This window comes from Mesorhizobium sp. IMUNJ 23033 (genome assembly GCF_044778005.1).
Taxonomy (GTDB): Bacteria; Pseudomonadota; Alphaproteobacteria; order Rhizobiales; family Rhizobiaceae; genus Mesorhizobium; species Mesorhizobium amorphae_A.
The window spans coordinates 1-19,973 of the sequence record NZ_JBJACT010000058.1; the positions used below are offsets into that span (position 1 = coordinate 1).

Annotated in this window: 21 protein-coding genes; 4 read left to right on the forward strand and 17 right to left on the reverse strand. The window is 61.9% G+C overall.

Annotation, left to right across the window (positions count from 1 at the left end):
- Positions 1-286 (forward strand): hypothetical protein (locus ACFX5Q_RS33675; RefSeq protein ID WP_404284790.1); only part of this gene is annotated, 286 nt, incomplete at its 5' end.
- 262 nt (positions 287-548) lie between these two features.
- Here ACFX5Q_RS33675 and ACFX5Q_RS33680 read toward each other — a convergent pair.
- The 10 genes from ACFX5Q_RS33680 to ACFX5Q_RS33725 form a co-directional block, all read right to left on the reverse strand.
- Positions 549-929 carry a cupin gene (locus ACFX5Q_RS33680; protein WP_404284753.1) on the reverse strand — a complete coding sequence of 127 codons (381 nt, stop codon included), beginning with the start codon at positions 927-929 and terminating at the stop codon, positions 549-551.
- An 8-nt stretch (positions 930-937) separates the two neighbouring features.
- Positions 938-2,425 (reverse strand): 4-hydroxyphenylacetate 3-hydroxylase family protein, encoded by a 1,488-nt coding sequence (locus tag ACFX5Q_RS33685; RefSeq protein ID WP_404284755.1) that lies wholly within the window; start codon positions 2,423-2,425, stop codon positions 938-940.
- A 14-nt stretch (positions 2,426-2,439) separates the two neighbouring features.
- Entirely contained in the window at positions 2,440-2,976 is a 537-nt protein-coding gene (locus ACFX5Q_RS33690) for a flavin reductase family protein (protein ID WP_404284757.1), read from the reverse strand.
- A 128-nt stretch (positions 2,977-3,104) separates the two neighbouring features.
- Positions 3,105-3,761: a GntR family transcriptional regulator gene (locus ACFX5Q_RS33695; RefSeq protein WP_404284759.1), complete on the reverse strand. Its 657-nt coding sequence runs from the start codon at positions 3,759-3,761 to the stop codon at positions 3,105-3,107.
- 245 nt (positions 3,762-4,006) lie between these two features.
- Complete coding sequence (locus ACFX5Q_RS33700) at positions 4,007-7,210, reverse strand: efflux RND transporter permease subunit (protein ID WP_404284761.1); 3,204 nt, start codon at positions 7,208-7,210, stop codon at positions 4,007-4,009.
- Positions 7,207-8,310: an efflux RND transporter periplasmic adaptor subunit gene (locus tag ACFX5Q_RS33705; RefSeq protein WP_404284786.1), complete on the reverse strand. Its 1,104-nt coding sequence runs from the start codon at positions 8,308-8,310 to the stop codon at positions 7,207-7,209. Before ACFX5Q_RS33705 ends, ACFX5Q_RS33700 begins: the two co-directional genes overlap by 4 nt.
- A gap of 620 nt (positions 8,311-8,930) precedes the next feature.
- Positions 8,931-9,563: a class I SAM-dependent methyltransferase gene (locus ACFX5Q_RS33710; RefSeq protein ID WP_404284763.1), complete on the reverse strand. Its 633-nt coding sequence runs from the start codon at positions 9,561-9,563 to the stop codon at positions 8,931-8,933.
- 107 nt (positions 9,564-9,670) lie between these two features.
- Positions 9,671-10,084, reverse strand: coding sequence for a nuclear transport factor 2 family protein (locus tag ACFX5Q_RS33715; protein WP_404284765.1), 414 nt, complete (start codon positions 10,082-10,084; stop codon positions 9,671-9,673).
- A gap of 84 nt (positions 10,085-10,168) precedes the next feature.
- Positions 10,169-10,768 carry an NADPH-dependent F420 reductase gene (locus ACFX5Q_RS33720; protein ID WP_404284767.1) on the reverse strand — a complete coding sequence of 200 codons (600 nt, stop codon included), beginning with the start codon at positions 10,766-10,768 and terminating at the stop codon, positions 10,169-10,171.
- A gap of 75 nt (positions 10,769-10,843) precedes the next feature.
- Positions 10,844-11,578 carry an SDR family NAD(P)-dependent oxidoreductase gene (locus tag ACFX5Q_RS33725; protein ID WP_404284788.1) on the reverse strand — a complete coding sequence of 245 codons (735 nt, stop codon included), beginning with the start codon at positions 11,576-11,578 and terminating at the stop codon, positions 10,844-10,846.
- A gap of 268 nt (positions 11,579-11,846) precedes the next feature.
- On the opposite strand from ACFX5Q_RS33725, the gene ACFX5Q_RS33730 reads away from it, so the two are divergent.
- Positions 11,847-12,743 carry a LysR family transcriptional regulator gene (locus ACFX5Q_RS33730; RefSeq protein WP_404284769.1) on the forward strand — a complete coding sequence of 299 codons (897 nt, stop codon included), beginning with the start codon at positions 11,847-11,849 and terminating at the stop codon, positions 12,741-12,743.
- 187 nt (positions 12,744-12,930) lie between these two features.
- Here ACFX5Q_RS33730 and ACFX5Q_RS33735 read toward each other — a convergent pair whose 3' ends face one another.
- The 7 genes from ACFX5Q_RS33735 to ACFX5Q_RS33765 form a co-directional block, all read right to left on the reverse strand.
- Positions 12,931-13,461: a dihydrofolate reductase family protein gene (locus ACFX5Q_RS33735; RefSeq protein WP_404284771.1), complete on the reverse strand. Its 531-nt coding sequence runs from the start codon at positions 13,459-13,461 to the stop codon at positions 12,931-12,933.
- A gap of 147 nt (positions 13,462-13,608) precedes the next feature.
- The gene (locus tag ACFX5Q_RS33740) at positions 13,609-14,301 is read right to left on the reverse strand and encodes a DUF899 domain-containing protein (RefSeq protein ID WP_404284772.1); all 693 of its coding nucleotides are present in this window, start codon (positions 14,299-14,301) and stop codon (positions 13,609-13,611) included.
- 2 nt (positions 14,302-14,303) lie between these two features.
- Positions 14,304-14,597 (reverse strand): hypothetical protein, encoded by a 294-nt coding sequence (locus ACFX5Q_RS33745; protein WP_404284774.1) that lies wholly within the window; start codon positions 14,595-14,597, stop codon positions 14,304-14,306.
- Between the two features lie 296 nt (positions 14,598-14,893).
- Positions 14,894-15,580: a class I SAM-dependent methyltransferase gene (locus ACFX5Q_RS33750; protein ID WP_404284776.1), complete on the reverse strand. Its 687-nt coding sequence runs from the start codon at positions 15,578-15,580 to the stop codon at positions 14,894-14,896.
- Positions 15,581-16,184: 604 nt separating this feature from the next.
- The gene (locus ACFX5Q_RS33755) at positions 16,185-16,499 is read right to left on the reverse strand and encodes a DUF982 domain-containing protein (RefSeq protein WP_404284777.1); all 315 of its coding nucleotides are present in this window, start codon (positions 16,497-16,499) and stop codon (positions 16,185-16,187) included.
- 804 nt (positions 16,500-17,303) lie between these two features.
- A complete protein-coding gene (locus tag ACFX5Q_RS33760; protein WP_404284779.1) occupies positions 17,304-17,546 on the reverse strand; it encodes an usg protein in 243 nt (80 codons plus the stop codon).
- 53 nt (positions 17,547-17,599) lie between these two features.
- The gene (locus tag ACFX5Q_RS33765) at positions 17,600-17,947 is read right to left on the reverse strand and encodes a hypothetical protein (RefSeq protein ID WP_404284780.1); all 348 of its coding nucleotides are present in this window, start codon (positions 17,945-17,947) and stop codon (positions 17,600-17,602) included.
- Positions 17,948-18,284: 337 nt separating this feature from the next.
- Between ACFX5Q_RS33765 and ACFX5Q_RS33770 the strand changes: the two genes are divergently transcribed.
- A complete protein-coding gene (locus tag ACFX5Q_RS33770; protein ID WP_404284782.1) occupies positions 18,285-18,599 on the forward strand; it encodes a co-chaperone GroES in 315 nt (104 codons plus the stop codon).
- 48 nt (positions 18,600-18,647) lie between these two features.
- A partial coding sequence (groL, locus tag ACFX5Q_RS33775; protein ID WP_404284784.1) for a chaperonin GroEL occupies positions 18,648-19,973 on the forward strand: 1,326 nt, incomplete at its 3' end.

Sequence of the window (19,973 nt, forward strand, 5' to 3'; positions counted from 1 at the left end):
CAACGTCTCCAGACGCGTCGACGGCGTGAACTTGAAAAATGCGCTTGGCCAGATCAAGGCCCACGGTGGTAATCTGCATGGCGGATGGCTCCTTAGCTCGGGTTGCCTGACAGCAAACCCACTGTGGCACTGTGATGCCGGGAGCGGGAGCCATCCACCTCATCTGCTTTCAGGAAAGGGCGATGCTGGTTTCTACGGCCGAAATGCGGCGCAAAGCTGCCATCAAAATCGATTCTGCGTATGCGCAACCCGGCGGGTCAGTCATGTTGACATTGTGGCTAATTAAACGGCGCGCTACTCTCACGGCTCGGAAAGATCGCTAAGGCCCACATCGGATGACCAGATTGGGCCGGAAGCGGACTTGCGGCTTCGAGGCCTGGAATGTGAGAAGCGGACATTCAGGCGCCCCCATGCATCGACGTGAACTGACCCGCAACAGACATTCTGAACGTCAGAGACGCACTGTTGCCAGACGTTTTATGACTCGGTGGCGCACTAAAGCGAGAGAGTCCGCAGGCGCTTGGGAGCGGAACATCATTCGAAAAAAATCAAGTCTCGTAGTAGTGAAGCTCGAGCAACAGGCACCCGGTATGCGACCGGAAGGGACCGTGATAGACGCCAGGCGGCCGGCAGGCGTAGGTGTTCGGGGCAAAGCTCAGCGACGGCTCTTCGACCGAGCATCCGCCGACGATGAGGACTCCCGATAACAGATAGACCTCTTCCCAGTACTCATGCACGAACTGCACCGTCGTATAGGCACCCGGCGCAAACCGCAGCAGCCGCGTGCGGTTCCCGGTCTTGCCTGCCTCGTCGAGCCGGCCGGCAAGAATCTTCTGCTCGATGCCGGGCGGGTAACCAGGCGGCGAATGCCAGCCCTCCCCGGTCATGTCGATCGTGTGAAATTCCTTGTGTTCCTTTCGGATCGGCATGGCAAACCTCAAGCGGCAACCGGAGCGGCACGGCCGACCTCGTCGTCCAGCGAATAGCTGTCAAGCATGTGGTCGACGAGCTGCGTGCAGCGGTCCCAGTCGAAGGTGCGGAAGCTGTGCCCCTTTGTCACGAAGGTGGCGCCGGCATAGAACATCTCGTATTGCGTGTGGCGTGAGGCGAACTCTGAGCCGATCGCATCCCAGGCCAGCTTGAAGAACTTTACCCGGCCCTTCGACGAAGTGACCGGCGATTGCTGTGTCTTTTCAATCAGACTGCACAGCTCCGGATCGGCGAAATCCTGGACGGAAGACGGCAGCATGATCAGTCCGCCGCCCGCCAAGTCGCGCAAGGCGAGGATCACCTCGGCATAGAGTTGCTGTGTCAGCACCTGAGCCGAATAGAGCGTATGCGCATCGGGTACGAAATAGGCGCCAAGCATGCGGCCCTTCACCTCCATGGCGTATACTAACGCGTCGACCATGGTGTTCTGCGCTGCCAGGACTCCCAGCGTCTCGCGCACCTGCGGAAAGTTGATGACGCCGTTGGTCTCGGCGATGCGCCGGGCGATGCCAACAAGGAAGCGCATCTTCACCATCAGGCGGATCTGCGCCTGGTAGTTCTGGAAGACATGCGCCGGCGTGGCATGGAACTGCCGTTGGCACATGGCGATGTCCCCGTTGATAAAGACGCGCTCCCAGGGAACTTTCACATTGTCGAAGTAGAGCACGGCATCGTTCTCGTCGAAGCGGCTGGCGAGTGGATTATCGAAGACACTGGCGGCGCTCTCCTCGTAGGATTTGCGCGACAGGATCTTTAGCCCCCCGGCATTCATCGGCACGGCAAAGGACACAGCATAGGGCTCGTCGCCCTCCCGCAGCGGCTGGATGCAGGTGACGAACACCTCGTTTGCCATGATGCCGCCGGTCGCCAGCATCTTGGCGCCGCGGATTGTCAGGCCTGCTGCGTCCTGGTCGACGACGCCGGCGGTGAGGAAGCGGTCTTGCTGCTCACCCGCGGACTTCGAGCGGTCGGCCTGTGGATTGATGATGACGTAGGTGAGATAGAGTTCGTTGTCCCGGGCGTAGCGGTAATAATCGGCGAGTGCTGCGGCTCGCGCCTTGTCATAGGCCTCGAAGACCTCGATCCCCATGAACATGCCGGAAATGCAGGAGGCGACATGGTCTGGGGCGCGGCCAAGAAAGCCGTAATGAAGCTCCGTCCAGGCTTCCAGCGCCTTGCGCCGTTCGACGAGCTCGGCATGGCTGCGCGGCAACTGCCAGATGCGATTGGCCCGCTGCCCGCCGCTTTCGGGAACTTCAAAGGTCATCAACTCCCGGTTATCCGGCCGCGCCTGGAAGTCGTAGAGCGTGCTGACCGACCGGATCGTCTGGCGGAAGGCTGGATGCACGGTGACGTCACCGGCCATCTGGCCATCGATATAGACTTGCCTGCCATCTCTCAGCATCTCGATATGCTGCGCCCCAGTCTTGATCATCTTACCCTCCGCGATCAGTAGTGGATGTCGAGCGGCCAAAGCGGCGCCGCGAACTCCGTTGGCTGCAGTGATGCGTAACGCCCCTTGCCGAAAACGAGCGGTTGCCGGTCGGCGAAGGACCGAAAGTGCTTCACCCTGGCGATGAACAGCACGTGGTCGCCGGCTTCGTGCCTAGCCCACGGCTCGCAGTCGAACAGCGCCGCCGCGCCGGGCAGCACCGGGGCGCCAGAGCGGCCTTGCTCGAACCGCATCCCCTCCCACTTGTTGGAAAGCGGCTTGGCGAAGCGGTTCGAAATGTCCTTCTGGTTTTCCGAGAGTACATTGACCGTGTAACTGGCTGCCTTTTGCCAGAGCGGTAAGCTGGCTGAACGACCGTCGATGCTGAACAGGACGAGTGGTGGATCGAGAGAGAGCGAGTTGAACGAACTCATCGTCATGCCGAGTTGCTCGCCATCGGCCACACAGGTGACGACGCAGACGCCGGTCGGAAACTGTCCAAGCGCCTGGCGGAACGCGCGCACGTCGAAAGCCGTTTCCCTGTCGATCATCATGCCCGGCCCTTTCGGCACCGATCGGTTAAGTCACAATAGTCAATTCACCAATTCCGTTGACCAACTGCCCGCCGCCACTGTGTGTCTCGACCGTTCGCATCGCCGATGCGAACGCCGCGGCCGCCCTCTTACCGTGCCACCGCCGCGCTACGCGCGGTTGCAACCGAGCCCCAGCCTGCCGCGGTCGGCAGCCGCAAGGCGACGAGCGTCCGCGCCAGATGCTGGGCGACGGCCGCGGCCGCCTGTTCGGGCTGTCCGCGGCGTATGCCCTCGACGATCGCTGCGTGCTCGGCAAGCACGCTGTCGCCGCGGCCGCCGGAGATCGTGATGGCATGCACGCCCATCCGCAACTGGCGGTCCCGCAGGCTCTCATAGAAGTCGGCGAGCACCGGATTGCCGGCGGCGCGCACGATCGTGCGATGAAACTCCCGGTCGCATTCGATGAACGCCACGGGATCGTGCCGCACCTCCACCTGTCGGGCGATCAGCCTGTCGAGTTCCGCCGCAAGCATGTCACCAAAGCCGGCTGCCCGCCCTGCGCACCACTCCTCCACCAAGCCGCGGGCCTGCATGACAGCTTCGATCTCCGCCTCGGTGATCGGCGGAACATAGGCGCCCTTTTTCGGCACGATCTGCAGGAGGCCGTCTGCTTCGAGCCTCAACAGCGCCTCGCGCACCGGCGTCCGCGACGTTCCCGTCTCGCGGCAAACCTCCGCCTCGGTAAGGAACGTGCCCTCGCGGCTAGGCAAGGTCAGCACATGCTGCTTCAGCCAGCGGTAGACCACGTCCTGCGCAGCATCGGCGCGTTGCCCTATGGCCGGGCGTTGTGATTGATGTCGCTCACTCATAGACATCATGTATACATGTTGTCGCCAAGAGATTCAAGCCAACTTGCGACCTGGCTGCGCCGAGCGCAAACGTCAGGAATTGGCGCACCCGCGACGCCGAGGTCGCGCGGACCGTGGCCGTTGCCGCGCCGCGCCGATTTTCTGGAGTGATAAGCCGCGCCCGACGCGGCGAATTCGTAACCCTACTCGGCGGCCGTCTCCGATGGGGCCTCTGCCGGCCCCGAAGGCTCGGCCTCGGCACGGGGCTTGCGCCGTGAAAACAGCGACCTGAGCGTGACGTAGAACACCGGCGTCAGGAACAGGCCGACGAAGGTGACGCCGAGCATGCCGGAGAACACCGCGGTGCCGAGCGACTGGCGCATTTCCGCGCCCGGGCCCGTTGCGATCATCAGCGGCACGACGCCGAGGATGAACGAGAAGGCGGTCATCAGGATCGGCCGCAGCCTGAGCCGGCAGGCTTCGACGGCAGCCTCGGCGGCCGACAGGCCGCGTTCCTGCGCCTGCCGCGCGAATTCGACGATCAGGATCGCGTTCTTGGCGGCAAGCCCGATCAGCACGATGAGGCCGATCTGCACGAGGATGTTGTTGTCCAGCCCTCGGAAAGACACGCCGAGCAACGCCGCGAGCACGCCGAGCGGCACCACCAGCACAATGGCGAACGGCAGCACCCAGCTTTCATATTGCGCCGCCAGCGCCAGGAACACGAACAGCACCGACAGTCCGAAGATATAGACAGCGGCATTGCCGGTGTTGCGCTCCTGATAGGCGAGCTCGGTCCATTCATAGGAGGTACCGGCCGGCAGCGTCTTTGCCGTGATCCCTTCCATCAATGCCAGCGCGTCGCCCGTGGAAACGCCGGGCGCGGCGTTGCCCTGCAGCGGCACCGAGACGTACATGTTGTAGCGCTGGACCAGCGCCGGGCCGGTGACGTCGCGGATCTCGATCAACGTGCCGAGCGGAACCAGCGCGCCGGTCGCCGAGCGCACCTTCAGTTTCAAGATGTCGGCGCGATCGAGGCGGAACGCCTGGTCGGCCTGCGCCCGCACCTGGTAGACGCGCCCGAAGGCGTTGAAGTCGTTGACGTAGGCGGTGCCCAAATTGATCGACAGCGTCTCGAAGATGTTGGGGATCGGCACGTTCAGGATGCGCGCCTTGTCGCGATCGATCGCCAGGAAGAATTGCGGGCTCGACGCGGAGAACGTGGTGAACACGCCCGTCAGCCCCGGCGTCTTGTTGGCCTTGCCAGCGATTTCGTTGGCAAGCGCCAGGATCTGCCGCATGTCGGCGCTGTTGCGCTCCTGGATCTGCAGCTTGAAGCCGCCGGCATTGCCGACGCCGCGGATCGGCGGCGGCGGCAGTGCGATAATGAAGGCTTCCTTGATGCTTTGCAGGCTGCCGAACAGATTGCCGATGACATGGGTCGCCGACTGGCCGGCTTTCAGTCGCTCGTCAAACGGCTTGAACCTGGCGAAGATCACGCCCGCGTTGCTGGCGTTGGTGAAGGTCGCGCCGGAGAAGCCGGCGAAGGCGACTGCGTAGTCGACGCCTGGCGTTTTCTGGATGATCTGCGACGCCTGCTGGATGACCGCATCGGTCCTCGATAGCGAGGCGCCGTCCGGCAACTGGACGACGACGATCGCATAGCCCTGGTCGAGCGACGGAATGAAACCGCGCGGCACCGCCTGCACCATGTAGACCGTGGCGTAGATGAGGGCCGCAAGAACGGCCAGCATGGCGGCGATCGTTATCCACGAGCCGACCAGCACGCGGATGATGCTCGAATACCAATGGGCGACCCTGTCGAAGCCGCGATTGAAGCCGTCGGCGAGCGCCCGTCCGAACCGCGCCAGGAAAAAGCGCGGCGGCGCCGCCGCGGCGTGGTGCGGCTTGAACAGCAGTGCGGCCAGCGCCGGCGAAAGCGTCAGCGAATTGAATGCCGAGATCGCCGTCGACACCGCGATGGTGATCGCAAACTGCAGGTAGAACTGCCCAGAAATGCCGGGGATGAAGGCTGTTGGCACGAACACGGCTATCAGCACCAGCGAGATCGCGATGACCGCCGTTCCGACTTCGTCCATGGTCAGGTGCGACGCCGGATTGGGCGCCAGCCCTCTGGCGATATTGCGCTCGACGTTCTCGACCACGACGATCGCATCGTCGACGACGATGCCGATCGCCAGAACGAGGCCGAACAGCGTCAGCATGTTGAGCGAGAAGCCGGCGGCGTAAAGCACCGCCAGCGTGCCGATCAGCGACACGGGGATCGCCACGATCGGCACGATCGCCATGCGCCACGATTGCAGGAAGACGATGATGACGATGATGACCAGCAGCATCGCCTCGAGGATCGTCTTGTAGACCTCCTGGATAGACTCGGCGACGAACTCGGTCGGATTGTAGACGATGTCGTAGCTCAACCCCTTCGGGAAGTCGCGGGAAAGCTCCTTCATCTTGTCCTGGATCTCCGCGGCTGCGGCGAGCGCATTGGTGCCCGGCCGCTGGAAGATGGCGAGCGCCACCGCCGGTTTGCCGTTGAGATAGGAGTTGGTGACGTAATCCTTGGCGCCGAGCTCGATGCGCGCCACGTCCTGCAGCGAGATCAGGCGGCCGTCGTCGGTCGATTTGACGATCACATATCGGAAGTCACGTGCGTCGTTGAAGCGGCCTTGCGTGGTGACCGTGTACTGGAACGCCGTGCCGGTGCTGGTCGGCGGCGCGCCGATCGAGCCGCCCGACACCTGGACGTTCTGGTCGCGCAGCGCCTGGACCACATCGCCCGAGGTCATCCCCAGGGCGGACAGTTTTTCCGGATCGAGCCAGATGCGCAGCGAATATTCGCGTTCGCCGAAGATGATGAGGTCGCCGACGCCGTCGAGTCTGAGCAGTATGTCGCGCACCCGCGAGCGGGCGTAGTTCGAGACGTAGAGCTGGTCGTAGGTGTTGTCGGGCGACAGCATGTGCACGACCATCATCAGGTCGGGCGAGCTCTTGGTGGTGGTGATGCCGAGGCGGCGGACTTCTTCGGGCAGGCGCGGCTGGGCGACCGACACGCGGTTCTGCACCAGCACCTGCGCCTGGTCGAGATCGGTGCCCAGCTTGAAGGTGATGGTCAGCGCCATCGCCCCGTCGCCCGACGAATAGGACGACATGTAGAGCATGCCCTCGACGCCGTTGATCTCCTGCTCGATCGGCGTCGCCACCGTCGCTGCGACCGTCTCGGCGTCGGCGCCCGGATACTGCGCGCGAACGACGATGGTCGGCGGCGCGATCTCGGGATATTGCGCGACCGGAAGCTGGGTATAAGCGATCCCGCCGAGGATCAGCAGGACGATCGAAACGACCGATGCGAAGATCGGACGGTCGACGAAGAAATGTGCGAACCTCATTGCTGCAACTCGGCGGTCTCGGCCTTGGGCGACAACGTCACCATCTCGACCTTCACCTTGGTGCCGGGCCTGGCGTGCATCAGCCCGTTGACGATGATCGTCTCGTCGCCGGTCAGGCCCTCGCGGATCACCCGGTAGCCGTCGAGACGCGGGCCGGTGCGCACGGGCTTCGCCGACACCATCCCGGCCCCATCCACAAGGAACACGATGCGGCGATCCTGATCGGCGCCGATCGCCTCGTCGGGCACCAGCACGCCGCTATGCGGCAGCGACCCCGGCACGTTGATGCGCCCGAACATGCCTGGCTGGAGAATGCCGTCGGCGTTGGGAAACCTTGCACGCACCCGCATGGTGCCGGTCGCGTTGTCGATCCGGTTCTCGGCAAAATCGAGCTTGCCTTTGAATACCGCCTCCGCGCGGTCGGCGACGCGAACCACCACCTCGAGCCCGCCGGCGCCTTCCTGCATGCTGCCGCCACGCTCCTTCGCGTCGCGGGCGTAGCTGAAATACAGGCGCTCATCGACGTCGAAATAGAAGTCGATCGGATCGCGCGTAACGATGGTCGTCAGCAAGGTGGAATCCGGCTGCACGAGGTTGCCGACCGACACCAGCCGGCGGTCGATGCGGCCGGACAAGGGCGCCTTGATCTCGGTGAATTCCATGTTCAGGCTGGCCGTCGTCAGCGCAGCCGTCGCGCCCTGCATCTGCGCCTGCGCCGAAAGGTATTCCCGCCGGCGGTCATCGACCGTCGCGGTTGAGATATTGCCGGTCTTGGCGAGTTCGTCGGCGCGATCCAGCTGCATCTTGGAGAATTCGAGCAGACTCTTGGCGACGTCCACTTGCGACTTGGCGGCATCATAAGCCGCCTGGTACGGACGCTGGTCTATGGTGAAGAGCAGGTCGCCCTTGTTGACCAGTGCGCCGTCCTGGAAGCTGACCTTGTCCAGATAGCCGCTGACGCGCGAACGGATGGCGACCTGGTCGACGGCTTCGAAGCGCCCGACGAACTCGTCGTCTTCGACGATTTCACGGACCACCGGCTTGGCCGCCGTCACCACGGGTAGCTGCTGGTCCTGCGCAAACGCAGTGCTGAAAGCCATGCCGAGCAGGAATGCCGCCGACACGGCGGCGCGGGCAAGCCAGCCGGCCGATCGACAGGGTCGCCCGCCCGCGTCGCGATGCAATTGCCCATTCTCTGGGGTGTCCATTTGCGTCCTCGCTCGCTGGACCCGGAGGCCGGTTGATCCGCTTCTACGCTCAGGCTTCTCGTCGAGATCAGATCACTGCAGTGTTGTGCATGGCAACATGATCATTTTCCATGTGGGCTGAAATGTCCACCCTGTGGCTGCCCCGCCATCGGGCTAAAGCCAGGCACTTGTGTCGCTTAAGCTACCCGACGGACAAGTCCCAAACGGCGTCGCTCTGACTAGCGAGGGACACCCCGGCCTCCCGACAGACCCACCGGGCCGTGAACGGACGGCGGCTTCTGAGACCGGGCGACAGACTCGCTAGACGGCTAAGATGGGCCGCAAAGAAGAATACCGAGCGCCTGTCAACGGGACGATCCGGAATGACGTCAATGGGCCGACACGGGCGATCCGGTTTCAACCAACTTCTGCGGTAAGCTGTCGTTCCGAAACCGACCCACAATGGGTCGTCGCATTTGTCGAAGCCGCGTCCCGTCCGAGAGCCGACCTCATCGTTGGCGAGTGGCCCAGTGTCAGATCTTCAAAAATCGAAAGGCGAAGCGATCGGTCTCGCCTTTGATCGAGGGATCGAAGACCTTGATCGAGTGCGAATCGTCCCTGTTCGCGAGGATGGTGCTTTCCGCGTCCAGTACGAAGCCGGCCGCCACCACCTCCTCCCGAACGGAGGCAGGCTCAATACGATGCAGCGACTGGGCGTCGCTCGTGCCCGCCCCGACGGCGGCGGCGTGGTCGACGATGACGTACGACCCACCGGGCTTCAGCCGCTCGTAGACGGCTCGATTGAACTGGGCCGCCGTCGCGCCCTTCTTCTGAATCAGCGCGGTGTGGAGATCGTGGTAGAACAGGTGCAGCCACAGCACATCCGCTGGTTGCGTGGCCTGCGGCATCGCGACGAGGTCCGCTGAGACGGCTTCGACGTTCTCTCGGCCCGGCTCCTTCGCGAGCGTCCGCATGCGGCCAACCGGATCGTTCTTGAAGTCGGCGACTTCGGCCGGCACGAAGCTGTAGACCCGACCTTCGGGGCCCACGACGTCGGAGAACAGGCGCGTCCAATCGCCGTCGCCTGGGTAGACGTCAATGACAGTGGAGCCCGCATCTACTCGTGCGAACCGGATCAACTCGGATACCTTGGATTGGTCGTACATCGGAATCTCCTTTACGGTTGGGCATTAGACGAGCGCGCGGCGTACAATGGGGCGATTTTCGGCTGATCTACCGTCTACCCCGAACCGATGGCCGAAGATGACCAGTGCTATGCAGGCCCGGCCGCGCCCATCTGCGCGGCGCGCGCCAGTGCTTGTGTGTCGACGTATTCCCGGATGTTGGACAGTCTGCCGTCCCGGACGGTGATGGCGAAGATCCAGTCGTCCTCGAACGTCTTGTTCGTGGCTTTGATCCTTCCCCTCGCGAAGCCGAGCACGAGCACCCGGTCTCCTTGCGCCACGAACTCCCGGGGTTCCGTGGACGTTTCTATCGACTTGGATGCCGTCTCAAGCAAATCCGCCAGCCCGGCGTGTCCATGGCGCGTTCCGGCCAGCGGCCAGTCCTCGCCCGGAATGATCCACTCGATGTCCTCGGCGACCAGCGCCAGCAGAGCCTCCCTGTCGCCGCGGCCGATCGCGGCGAAGAAGTCCTTGACGGTCTGGATGTTCTTCTCAATGTTCATGGGAATTTCTTCATTTCGCATGGATCGCATCGTGCTCGATCCGATCCGTGCATCGTGGCCCTGCCGGCTGGCACGTCGTGTTCATCAGTCGAACTTGACCAAGTCCTTGAAGATCAGTTGACCCCAGCTATTTCCGCGCGCCTGGACTAGCAATCCGCCTTCCGAAAGCCCGCCAAGTTTGATCGGCACGAAACCGAGCTTTCCCGCAAGCACACCAATCTCCGCTGCGGCGTCGTCATCGTCGCTCGCCAGGAACACGACCCTCCTGCCACCATGCACGGCCGGATCCTGATCAAGGACGGCAGCGACCAGATGGTTGAAGCCCTTGACTAGTTTTGCACCAGAGAATGCCTGTGCAACGAACTTGGAAGAAGGCTGTCCCCCCAGTTTTTCAGGAGGCACGCCGTAGGCATTGGTCACATCGACGATGGTCTTCCCCTGCCAGGTGGCGAGCGCCTTCGCGACCTCTGGGTGCGACTCGAAACGGACAGCCAAAAAGATGATGTCCGCCTCGAGGGCGTCCGCCAATTTTTTGGGGATGATCGTGGGACCGACCGCGGCCGCAGCGGATGCAAAGCGTTCCGGGTCGCGCGTGGTTGCAACGGATACTTCGATGCCTTTGCGGGCAAACGCCTTGGCCAAAGCCTGGCCGATATTGCCGAAGCCGATAATTGCGTAGCTCATATGTATTCTCCTTGGGTTGTCACGCCCTACGGCGCTCCGAACGATCAAATGGAGCGCCCGGCCGGGCCTAGTGCGTCAGAGTTGGGCTAGGCCGCCGTCGACGGCGACCTCGCTGCCGGTCATGAAGCTGCTGTCCGGCGACGCGAGGAAGGCGGCAACGGCCCCGATCTCCGCCGGATCGGCCATGCGCTGGAGCGGAGTCATCGCGCCGTAGGCCTTCTGGCCCTCCTCGCCCAGCGCTTCCTTCGCGAGTTCGGTCGCCGTCGCCCCGGGCGACAACACATTTACCCGGATGCCGGTGCCCTTCAGGTCCTCCGCCCAGGTCCGCGCGAGATTGCGCACTGCCGCCTTGCTCGCGCTGTAGGCAGTGAATCCCGGGGCGCCCGTGGTGCCGGCGCTCGATCCGGTCAGGATGATCGAACCGCTTGGGCCCATCAACGGCAACGCCTTCTGGACCGTGAAGATCGTGCCCTTCACATTGGTGTCGAAGGTTTCGTCAATGTGCTCGGCGGTGATCTGGCCGAGCGGAAGCGGGCCTCCGGCCCCGGCATTGGCGAAGACGATATCGAGGCTTCCGCGCTCAGCCTTCACAGCCGCGTAGAGTCGGTCGAGGTCGGCCTCATTCGAGACCGAGCCTTTCACCGCGCGGGCATTGGGCCCGAGGTCCGCCACAGCGGCGTCGAGCGCTTCCTGTCGGCGGCTGAAGATGAAGACGAAGGCGCCCTCCTCGACGAATCGCTTTGCTGCGGCGCGGCCGATGCCGGTGGCGCCGCCGGTGATGACGGCGGTCTTTCCATTCAGTCTGGTCATGTCGTGCATCCTTCCAGGCTTCCGCCTTGGTCATTCGGGAACGCCCGAGACCTTGAACATGGGGCTGCCGGGGTCAGGCGTTGAGTGCGGAAGCGCGCACATCGGTGGTGCGAAATCGATCCGGTACGGCTATTAACTGCAGCCGCGTCGATAAGGTTCCGCCGTTCGGAATTGGGCCCCGCTCGTCGGAAAGTGTTACGATGGCCGCCCTGTACTGTACGATAAGTTAGGGCTTTGGAAGGCGCACCGCGCGGTGCGGGATTGCACCATGATCGACTGGGATGACGTTCGCTACTTTCTTGCCGTCGCACGCGGAGGCTCGGTGCGGGCCGCCGCCAAGCGCCTCGGTGTGAACCACGCGACCGTGCTGCGACGCATCGCCCAACTCGAGGACCGCCTCGGGGCGCACATGTTCGAAAAGCTGCCTTCGGGCTATCGCCTGACGGCTGCGGGGGAGGAAGTCCTCGAGCTCGCGGAACAGATGGAAGTGTCGTCGCACCAGCTGGAGACGCGCGTCTTCGGTCGCGACCAGAGCGTGCGCGGGCTTCTGCGGGTGACGCTGGCACCGCCCCTCGCGACACACCTGCTCATGCCGGACTTCGCCGATTTCGCGCGTCTGCATCCGGACATCGAGATGGAAATCTTGTCGTCCGGCGAGCTGGCAAATCTGACCAACCGAGAGGCCGACGTCGCGATCCGCGTCGTCTACGACCGCAAAACCCTGCCGCTCAATCTTCACGGCCTGAAGGGACCGGAGCTGTTCGGCGGCGTCTACATGTCCTGCGATCGACTAGCCGCGTGGCGTGCGGGCGCGCCTGATCCCATCCGGTGGATCGTCATAAGCATTCATGGAATTCCGGAATGGGCCAGCGAGGGTGAGGTTCGCACCACGGGGGTTCCATTCAGGACCACGGACGCCGAGGCGCAGATCGTTGCTGTACGGCAAGGGCTCGGGATGACGACACTGCCGTGCTTCATTGGCGATGCCGACCCCCTACTGGTGAGGGTGCCGGGTACCGACCTGCACATGTACGGAACGCTCTGGCTTCTCACACAGGGGGAGACACGCAAGACGAAGCGCGTGCGGCTCTTCACCGAGTTCGTATCCTGCAGGCTCGCCGAGTACGCGCCGCTTCTCGCGGGGCTGTCCGTATCGCGCGACTGACGCGCGGCAGGTCGCCGGCGACGCTTGCCGTGGATATAACAGCACCCCGCCCCGACGGTCAAACGTCATATTTGGGACCGAATGCGGAAGGTCCGCTATCGGGACGAAGATACCGACAAGCGGTCGCTTCGTTACGACCCAAAGCGGGCCTGACGCGTCGGCGCAGTTCGTCGGGCGAGTCGCGTGATTAGGCAGGAACGTACGTCAACCTGATCGCGTCCTCGCCAATTCGATCGCTGGCCATAAGGCGGAGCGGCGGCCGGGGACCGGCGAAGAATGGCTTGCCGCGACCAAGCACGACGGGGTGGAAGTAGAGTCGATACTCATCAATAAGACCAAGGTCGGTCAGGCTTCGCGCCAGGTCTGGTCCGGAAACGGCAATCTCCCCAACGAGCTGAGCCTTCAGCCCCCGTATCACCGTCTCGATGTCATCCGAAACAAGTGTGGCGTTGGGGCCGACTGACTTCAACGAGCGCGATACGACCCACTTCGGTTGGCTCCTCCACGCCGCCGCGAACTCGTGTTGTTCCGCACTCCACTCAGGACGGTCTTCGTCCCAATACCGCATCACCTCGTACATGCGGCGACCGTACACACTGCCGGTCAGGTCGCGCACGTGCTCTATCCAGTGACGAAAGAGCGCGGGGCCTGTCCGTATTTCCAGGTGGTCGACGTAGCCGTCTAGGGACTGGTTCATTCCGAAGACGAGCTTTGCCATGCTACAACATCTCCATCCCAGGTTGGTTCTTCAGAATAGATTGAACCCCTGTGACACGGAAAGGTGGTTGAGCACAAACTGCGCCGCTTTGTAGGTGCGACGAATATCGTTTACCATCCGGGCATCATTCCACCGTCCCCCGCGGGTCTACGCGTAGCGGTCGTGGCGGCGCACCCAGTCCATTCCCTCAGCTTCGTTGCGCCCCTTTGGCATGAGGTCGAGCATGGCGTAGGTGCCCATCATCACCTCTACACCGCGGCCGAAGGTGGAGTAGGTGTGAAAGACATCGCCAGCCTCATCCTTGTAGAAGGCGCTCAGGCCAGGCCATTCCTCGCCGGTTTCCCGCCATTCGCCGAAGTTGTAGTCGATGTGCCCGGTGGCGACCTCTTCGGGCGTGAAACTGACCCGGAAATCGTAGTTGAACGGATTGCCGTTCGAGGACACCCATCGGAACTGCCAGCCCATACGTCTGCGATAGCGCTCGATCTCGGTAAGCGGCGCGCGCGAGACGGTGATCATGGTAACATCGTGATGCGCCAGATGCTTGTTCATGCCGTCGGTGTGATCAGCCATGAATGAGCAACTCGGGCAGCCTTCCTTCCATCCCGGCGCGAACATGAAATGTTGTACGAGAAGTTGCGAACGGCCGTCGAAGAGATCGGCGAGCGCACGCGGACCATCCGGCGTGTCAAAGACGTATTCCTTCTCGATACGCACCCATGGCAGGGCGAGCCGATCGCGTGCGACCTTGTCGCGAAGATGGGTGAGTTCCTTCTCCGCTTGCAGGAGGTCCCGGCGGGCGGTTAGCCAGTCATCGCGTGAAACAACAGCGTGTTGCATTGTCAGTCTCCTTCGGTTTGGGTGACGGAAGTGTTGCGGTGATGCGAACAGGCGGAAAAGTGCTTCAGCCACTGCGATACGTGAAAGAGGCTCATCAGCAGATACATCAGGGCCATGTCGTTGATCGGCATGAAAGGCGAGGCAGCAGAGCACATGGTCATGCCCGGCGAGCCGAGGGCAGAAATCCAGGCCATCAGTGCGAAGGTCGGTGCGGCGGCGAGCCCGAGCCAGCCGGCAAAATCGACCGCCTGCCCGAGCAACGAAGTGGCTTTCTCTTTTGCTGCAAACATCGTCATTTGCGGTCCTCCGGTCGAATTCGCCGTTTCCAACGGTTTCGATACGAAGACGCTATCTCGGGCGGAGGGGGAGCTGAGAGTTACAAGTGTGACGGGATTTCAATGGAGGGCCGCGAGCGGACCGGCAACTTCGAGGCTCGAATTATCAGAAGCGGACCTTTAGGCCGGCGCGGGCATCGACGTGATCTGACCCAACCCGGACGTTGAGCAGACCTACGACAAATGTCGGCAATTGGCGCAGAAAGCGATCCTTGGGCTTCAGGTCGCCCGAGGGATCCCGGGAAATGAAACTCAGATCAGGCGCGTTCGAGAATATCCGCCTTGATGGGCTGGTCGAAGACAAGTGAACCTTCGTTGTTGTGTTCTGCCGCCGCGAGCACGGCAGCTCTAATTGCAGATTCGTCTTGTGCCACAATTTCGCGTCGCGATGGATCGACGGCTATGATGCGATCCAAGAAGCCGTCCACGGTTCGAAAGACCTCACGACGAATGTAGTTCAGCGTCGCCACCCGAACGAGCACTCCAGACAGTGTGGCCGTTTCGATCGCGCGTTGCGCCGCTTGTCGGACAACGGTCTCGTCTTCGATCAATCGAAGGGCGGAGAAGAAATTGCCGGTCGGCAACGGCTCGATAATGATCACGACGCCGTCTGGCCTGATTACACGCGCTGCTTCGCCAAGCGCTGCCTGCATCGCCATTTCGGGAACATGGTGGAGCGCATTGATCATGATGCCAATGTCGAATGTCGCGTTGTCGAAAGGAAGAGCCTCCGCCACGCCTTCGAAGAACTTGGCCTGCGGAACAGCCTCCATGGCAGCTCGTATGGCATCCACGCCCGGATCAACGCCGACCGCCTCTGCGCCCTCGGCAGCAACCTGCCCAGCAAAGTTGCCCGTACCGCAACCGATGTCCAGAATCTTGAGTCCAGCGATCGAGGATCGCACCGATCGGACGACTGCCAGCGGACTGTCTATGGGTTGCATTGCCCGCTCTCTTTTTTGCCACCCGTCCTAGTGGTATCGGCCTAACATAAGAGTCCGGCTTGAGATTCCCTTTGGCGAAAGCGCATGCGAGTCTGGCGCATGCGCACAGGAATATCCCTTCATTGCGCGAATTACGCAGGCAGCTCGTTAGACGGTCGGCCATCAAGGCTTGACACTGGCGACCTTCATGAGTCGCGCCGCGCCTTCACTCTCGCTCTCCACGAAGCGGACGAACTCGGGCTGCGTCATGCTCATTGGCTCGCCCCCGTGCTTATCGATCCATTCGCGCAGATCCGGCCCGGCGAGCACGCGCCCGATGTCATTCGCAAGCCTGATCGAGCCCGACGACGAAGGCGACCTGGCAGATCCGGCCAAAGCGGACCGGGCGAAGCGTGAAGATGCCGCGGGCGGCTTGCCATTCAGGCTGACGCGCTTAGTCGCGCGATCCGCTTGGGAAGTTCGGTGCTGAAGTAAGGGGGCTCCGCTTTCCCGCTCACGTTGCCCGGGAGACGCACCGCTCCGATGCTGCGGCGGTAGATTACCGCCGCAGTGAATCTAGCCCTCACCTTCTAAAGTGAATCTAGCCCTGACCTTCTAAAAGGATTTAGCCCTCACTTTCCAAGATATGGTCTGGTTTGCTGATCTTCGGCCCTGTCATCCATGGCGGCGCTGCGGGCACGTCCTCGATGACACCGACCCTGCGTGCCCAAGCCGTAAAGGCCTTGTTCGCTGCCTCGACAGACTTCCGACCATCGTAGGCGGTGTAGCATGCATCAGACGCCGCTGCGTGGAGGAGGCCGCGCCTTTCAACCGACCATTCTTCCAGAAACTCTATCGCATCCATGATACAGCCGATCTTTTGGACACCATAGCCGTCGTCTCTTACGAAAATCGGCTGTTTGAACGTTGCACTTTCCATTGGTGACCTCCCCTTCAAACCGTGGGGCAACTGATCCTTCCCCACCATGCGCGGCGATGATCAGTTCCCGGCAAAAGCATGCCGGCGAGCTTGGCGAACGCCACGGCAAACCAGGACGGAACCGGGATTTTCAAAGAAGATCGTTACCATGCGTTCCTCCCGCTCCTATTCGACTCGACATCCGGCAAGTCGCACTCGGCACATAGGAAAAAGATTGGAAGCACCTCTTTTCAGTTCAAGGGGAGCTGACGAGACGAACGGCCAGCACCTTTATGAATCGGATGCGGTAGCAACTAGAAAGGAGCGTGTCCTACTGCCGCTTGGCCAAGTCGCATTGGGCCAGTACAATCAGGATATGAAAAACGCGAAGCCTGCATACGTCGTGTACAAACCGCCAGTGCGCGGATTCCCGTTTCTTGCGGTCATTCTGGCAGCTGATGGCACCGTGACTGCAAGGGCGTTCGATACTGCTGAGGAGGCCGCGGCATTCAACCACCAAATGGCGCGATCACAGTTTCCAGGAAATCGGACGCACTAACCACCGACGGCGGGCGGAGATTGAGCCTCCCTTCTAGGAGAACCCGTCGCGCGAAGTCCCAGAGTGGCGCCACGACCCCTGCGATGCTCGTTCTCGTCCGTTCCTCAAAACCAGTGGAACTGACAGATTCGGGCGCATCGGCTTTTTGGCGCTGTGGTTGCTGCACACCGCCATCAGCATCAACAAAGAGGGCTCTGGTGCGACCGTCTTTGATAGCCCGATGACGGCGACCTGGCGGACCCGGCCAGGGCAGACCCGGGCGCCGGCTATTGAAGAGTGAAGATGCCGTCTACGGCCTGCCATTCGCAAGGCCGGATCAGGCGGCGATGAGCGACGCGCACGGAATGGAGCGCGCCTTCGAGTTCGCGCTCCCAGTAATCCAGAAACCCTTTCAGGGTCGGGAATTCCGGTGCAAGATCGTATTCCTGCCAGACATAGAGCTGTAAAAGGCTTGGATGATCGGGAAGGTGGTAATGGATCTCCGCGGTTGTGAGACCGCAGCCCTCCATCTGCAGCTGGAATTCCCTGCTGACTATGCTTCTCTACCCCTTCTTAGATGCGTTTAAGCCTCAAGTCCTTGCGGGCTTTCTCGGTCCCACCGTTCCTTGAAATCGCAGCTAATCTCGCCGCGACTATCGTCCAGGCGGCGAAGTGCATCCATGACCGCGTCAAATGTCACCGGGCTCGCAGCACCCGGTGGCTTTCGCAACGCGGGCATAGATTCGACGGCACAAGCATCCGACGCCCATGAGGCTAGAATGGCGCGCTTTTCCTGAATGTCGAGCGTGCGGTCGCCCACTACCTCATCGGGGTGATTAAGGTGCCGCGCCGGGAAGAGCAGGCGATCAAGCGAAGGATCAGAGGCTTCAGGGGCGATCGAGAGGATGTTCTTCGACAAGGTTCGTTCCATCGATGGTCTCCGCTTCCTAACAATCTCCTTGGCATCTTTGGTGTTGCCGTGCCCCTTTCGGGACTCCAACTGCAAAAAATTCGTGGAGTTCGGACCGAATTTCAAGACCTGAAAATCGTGCGCCCTGGCAAAATAGCTTCATGAATTCATGTCGCTAGCACTCCGAAATGCCGAGTGCCAAAATTTTTTCAGCGACCTCTTGAAACTCAAAAAATGCAAAACTAGGTCGATATGCGCGCGATGCCTGAAGAAGGGTCGCGGCGCCCCGCACCTGCCCGATATTGCCGGTCCGGTGTGGAGGAACCTTAAAAATCTGTTTGTCCTGAAGGAGAACGACATGACGTTCCGTCCATTGCACGACCGTATCCTGGTTCGCCGCATCGAGGCCGAGGAGAAGACGGCCGGCGGCATCATTATTCCCGACACTGCCAAGGAGAAGCCGCAGGAGGGCGAAGTCATCGCCATCGGCCCGGGCGCGCGCGACGAAAGTGGCAAGCTCACGCCGCTCGACGTCAAGGTCGGCGACCGCATCTTGTTCGGCAAATGGTCCGGCACTGAGATCAAGCTCAACAGCGAAGACCTGCTTATCATGAAAGAAAGCGACGTGATGGGCGTGATCGAGACCGAAATCCAGGCCAGGAAGGCCGCCTGAGCGAGGGTCTTAATCCGTCAAAATGCTGCCTAAGGAAGGAGTTGAAAAATGGCTGCCAAGGACGTCAAATTCCATACCGAAGCCCGCGAGAAGATGCTGCGCGGTGTCGATATCCTGGCCAATGCGGTGAAGGTCACCCTCGGCCCCAAGGGCCGTAACGTCGTCATCGACAAGTCGTTTGGTGCGCCGCGCATCACCAAGGACGGCGTCACCGTCGCCAAGGAAATCGAGCTCGAGGACAAGTTCGAGAACATGGGAGCGCAGATGGTGCGCGAGGTTGCCTCGAAAACCAGCGATATCGCCGGTGACGGCACCACGACCGCAACGGTGCTCGCCCAGGCGATCGTCAAGGAAGGGGCGAAGGCCGTCGCCTCGGGGATGAACCCGATGGACCTGAAGCGCGGCATCGACAAGGCCGTCGAGGCGATTGTCCAGGAGTTGAAGACCAACGCCCGTAAGGTGACCAAAAATGACGAGATCGCCCAGGTCGGCACCATCTCGGCCAATGGCGATGTCGAAATCGGCCGCTTCCTCGCCGAGGCGATGCAGAAGGTCGGCAATGAGGGCGTGATTACGGTCGAGGAAGCGAAAACCGCGGAAACCGAACTGGAAGTTGTCGAAGGCATGCAGTTCGACCGCGGCTATCTCAGCCCGTATTTCATCACCAACCAGGACAAGATGCGCGTGGAGCTCGAAGAGCCTTACGTGCTGATCCACGAGAAGAAGTTGTCCAACCTGCAGGCACTACTGCCGGTGCTGGAGGCTGTGGTGCAGTCGTCCAAACCGCTGCTGATCATCGCCGAGGATGTCGAGGGTGAGGCGTTGGCGACGCTGGTCGTCAACAAGCTGCGCGGAGGCCTCAAGGTCGCGGCCGTCAAGGCGCCCGGCTTTGGCGATCGCCGCAAGGCGATGCTAGAGGATATTGCCATCCTCACCGGCGGCACCGCGATCTCGGAAGATCTCGGTATCAAGCTCGAAAACGTCACGCTCAACATGCTCGGCCGCGCCAAGAAGGTGGTGATCGAGAAGGAGAACACCACCATCGTGGACGGCGCCGGCTCGAAGAGCGAGATCCAGGGCCGCATCAGCCAGATCAAGGCGCAGATCCAGGAGACTACCTCCGACTACGACAAGGAAAAGCTGCAGGAGCGGCTGGCCAAGCTCGCTGGCGGCGTCGCCGTCATCCGCGTCGGCGGCTCGACCGAGATCGAGGTCAAGGAACGCAAGGACCGCGTCGACGATGCCATGCATGCGACGCGCGCTGCGGTCGAGGAAGGCGTGTTGCCAGGTGGCGGCGTGGCGCTTCTGCGTGCGGCCAAGGCACTGGACAGTGTGCAGGCCGAAAATGAGGACCAGAAGCACGGTATCGAGATC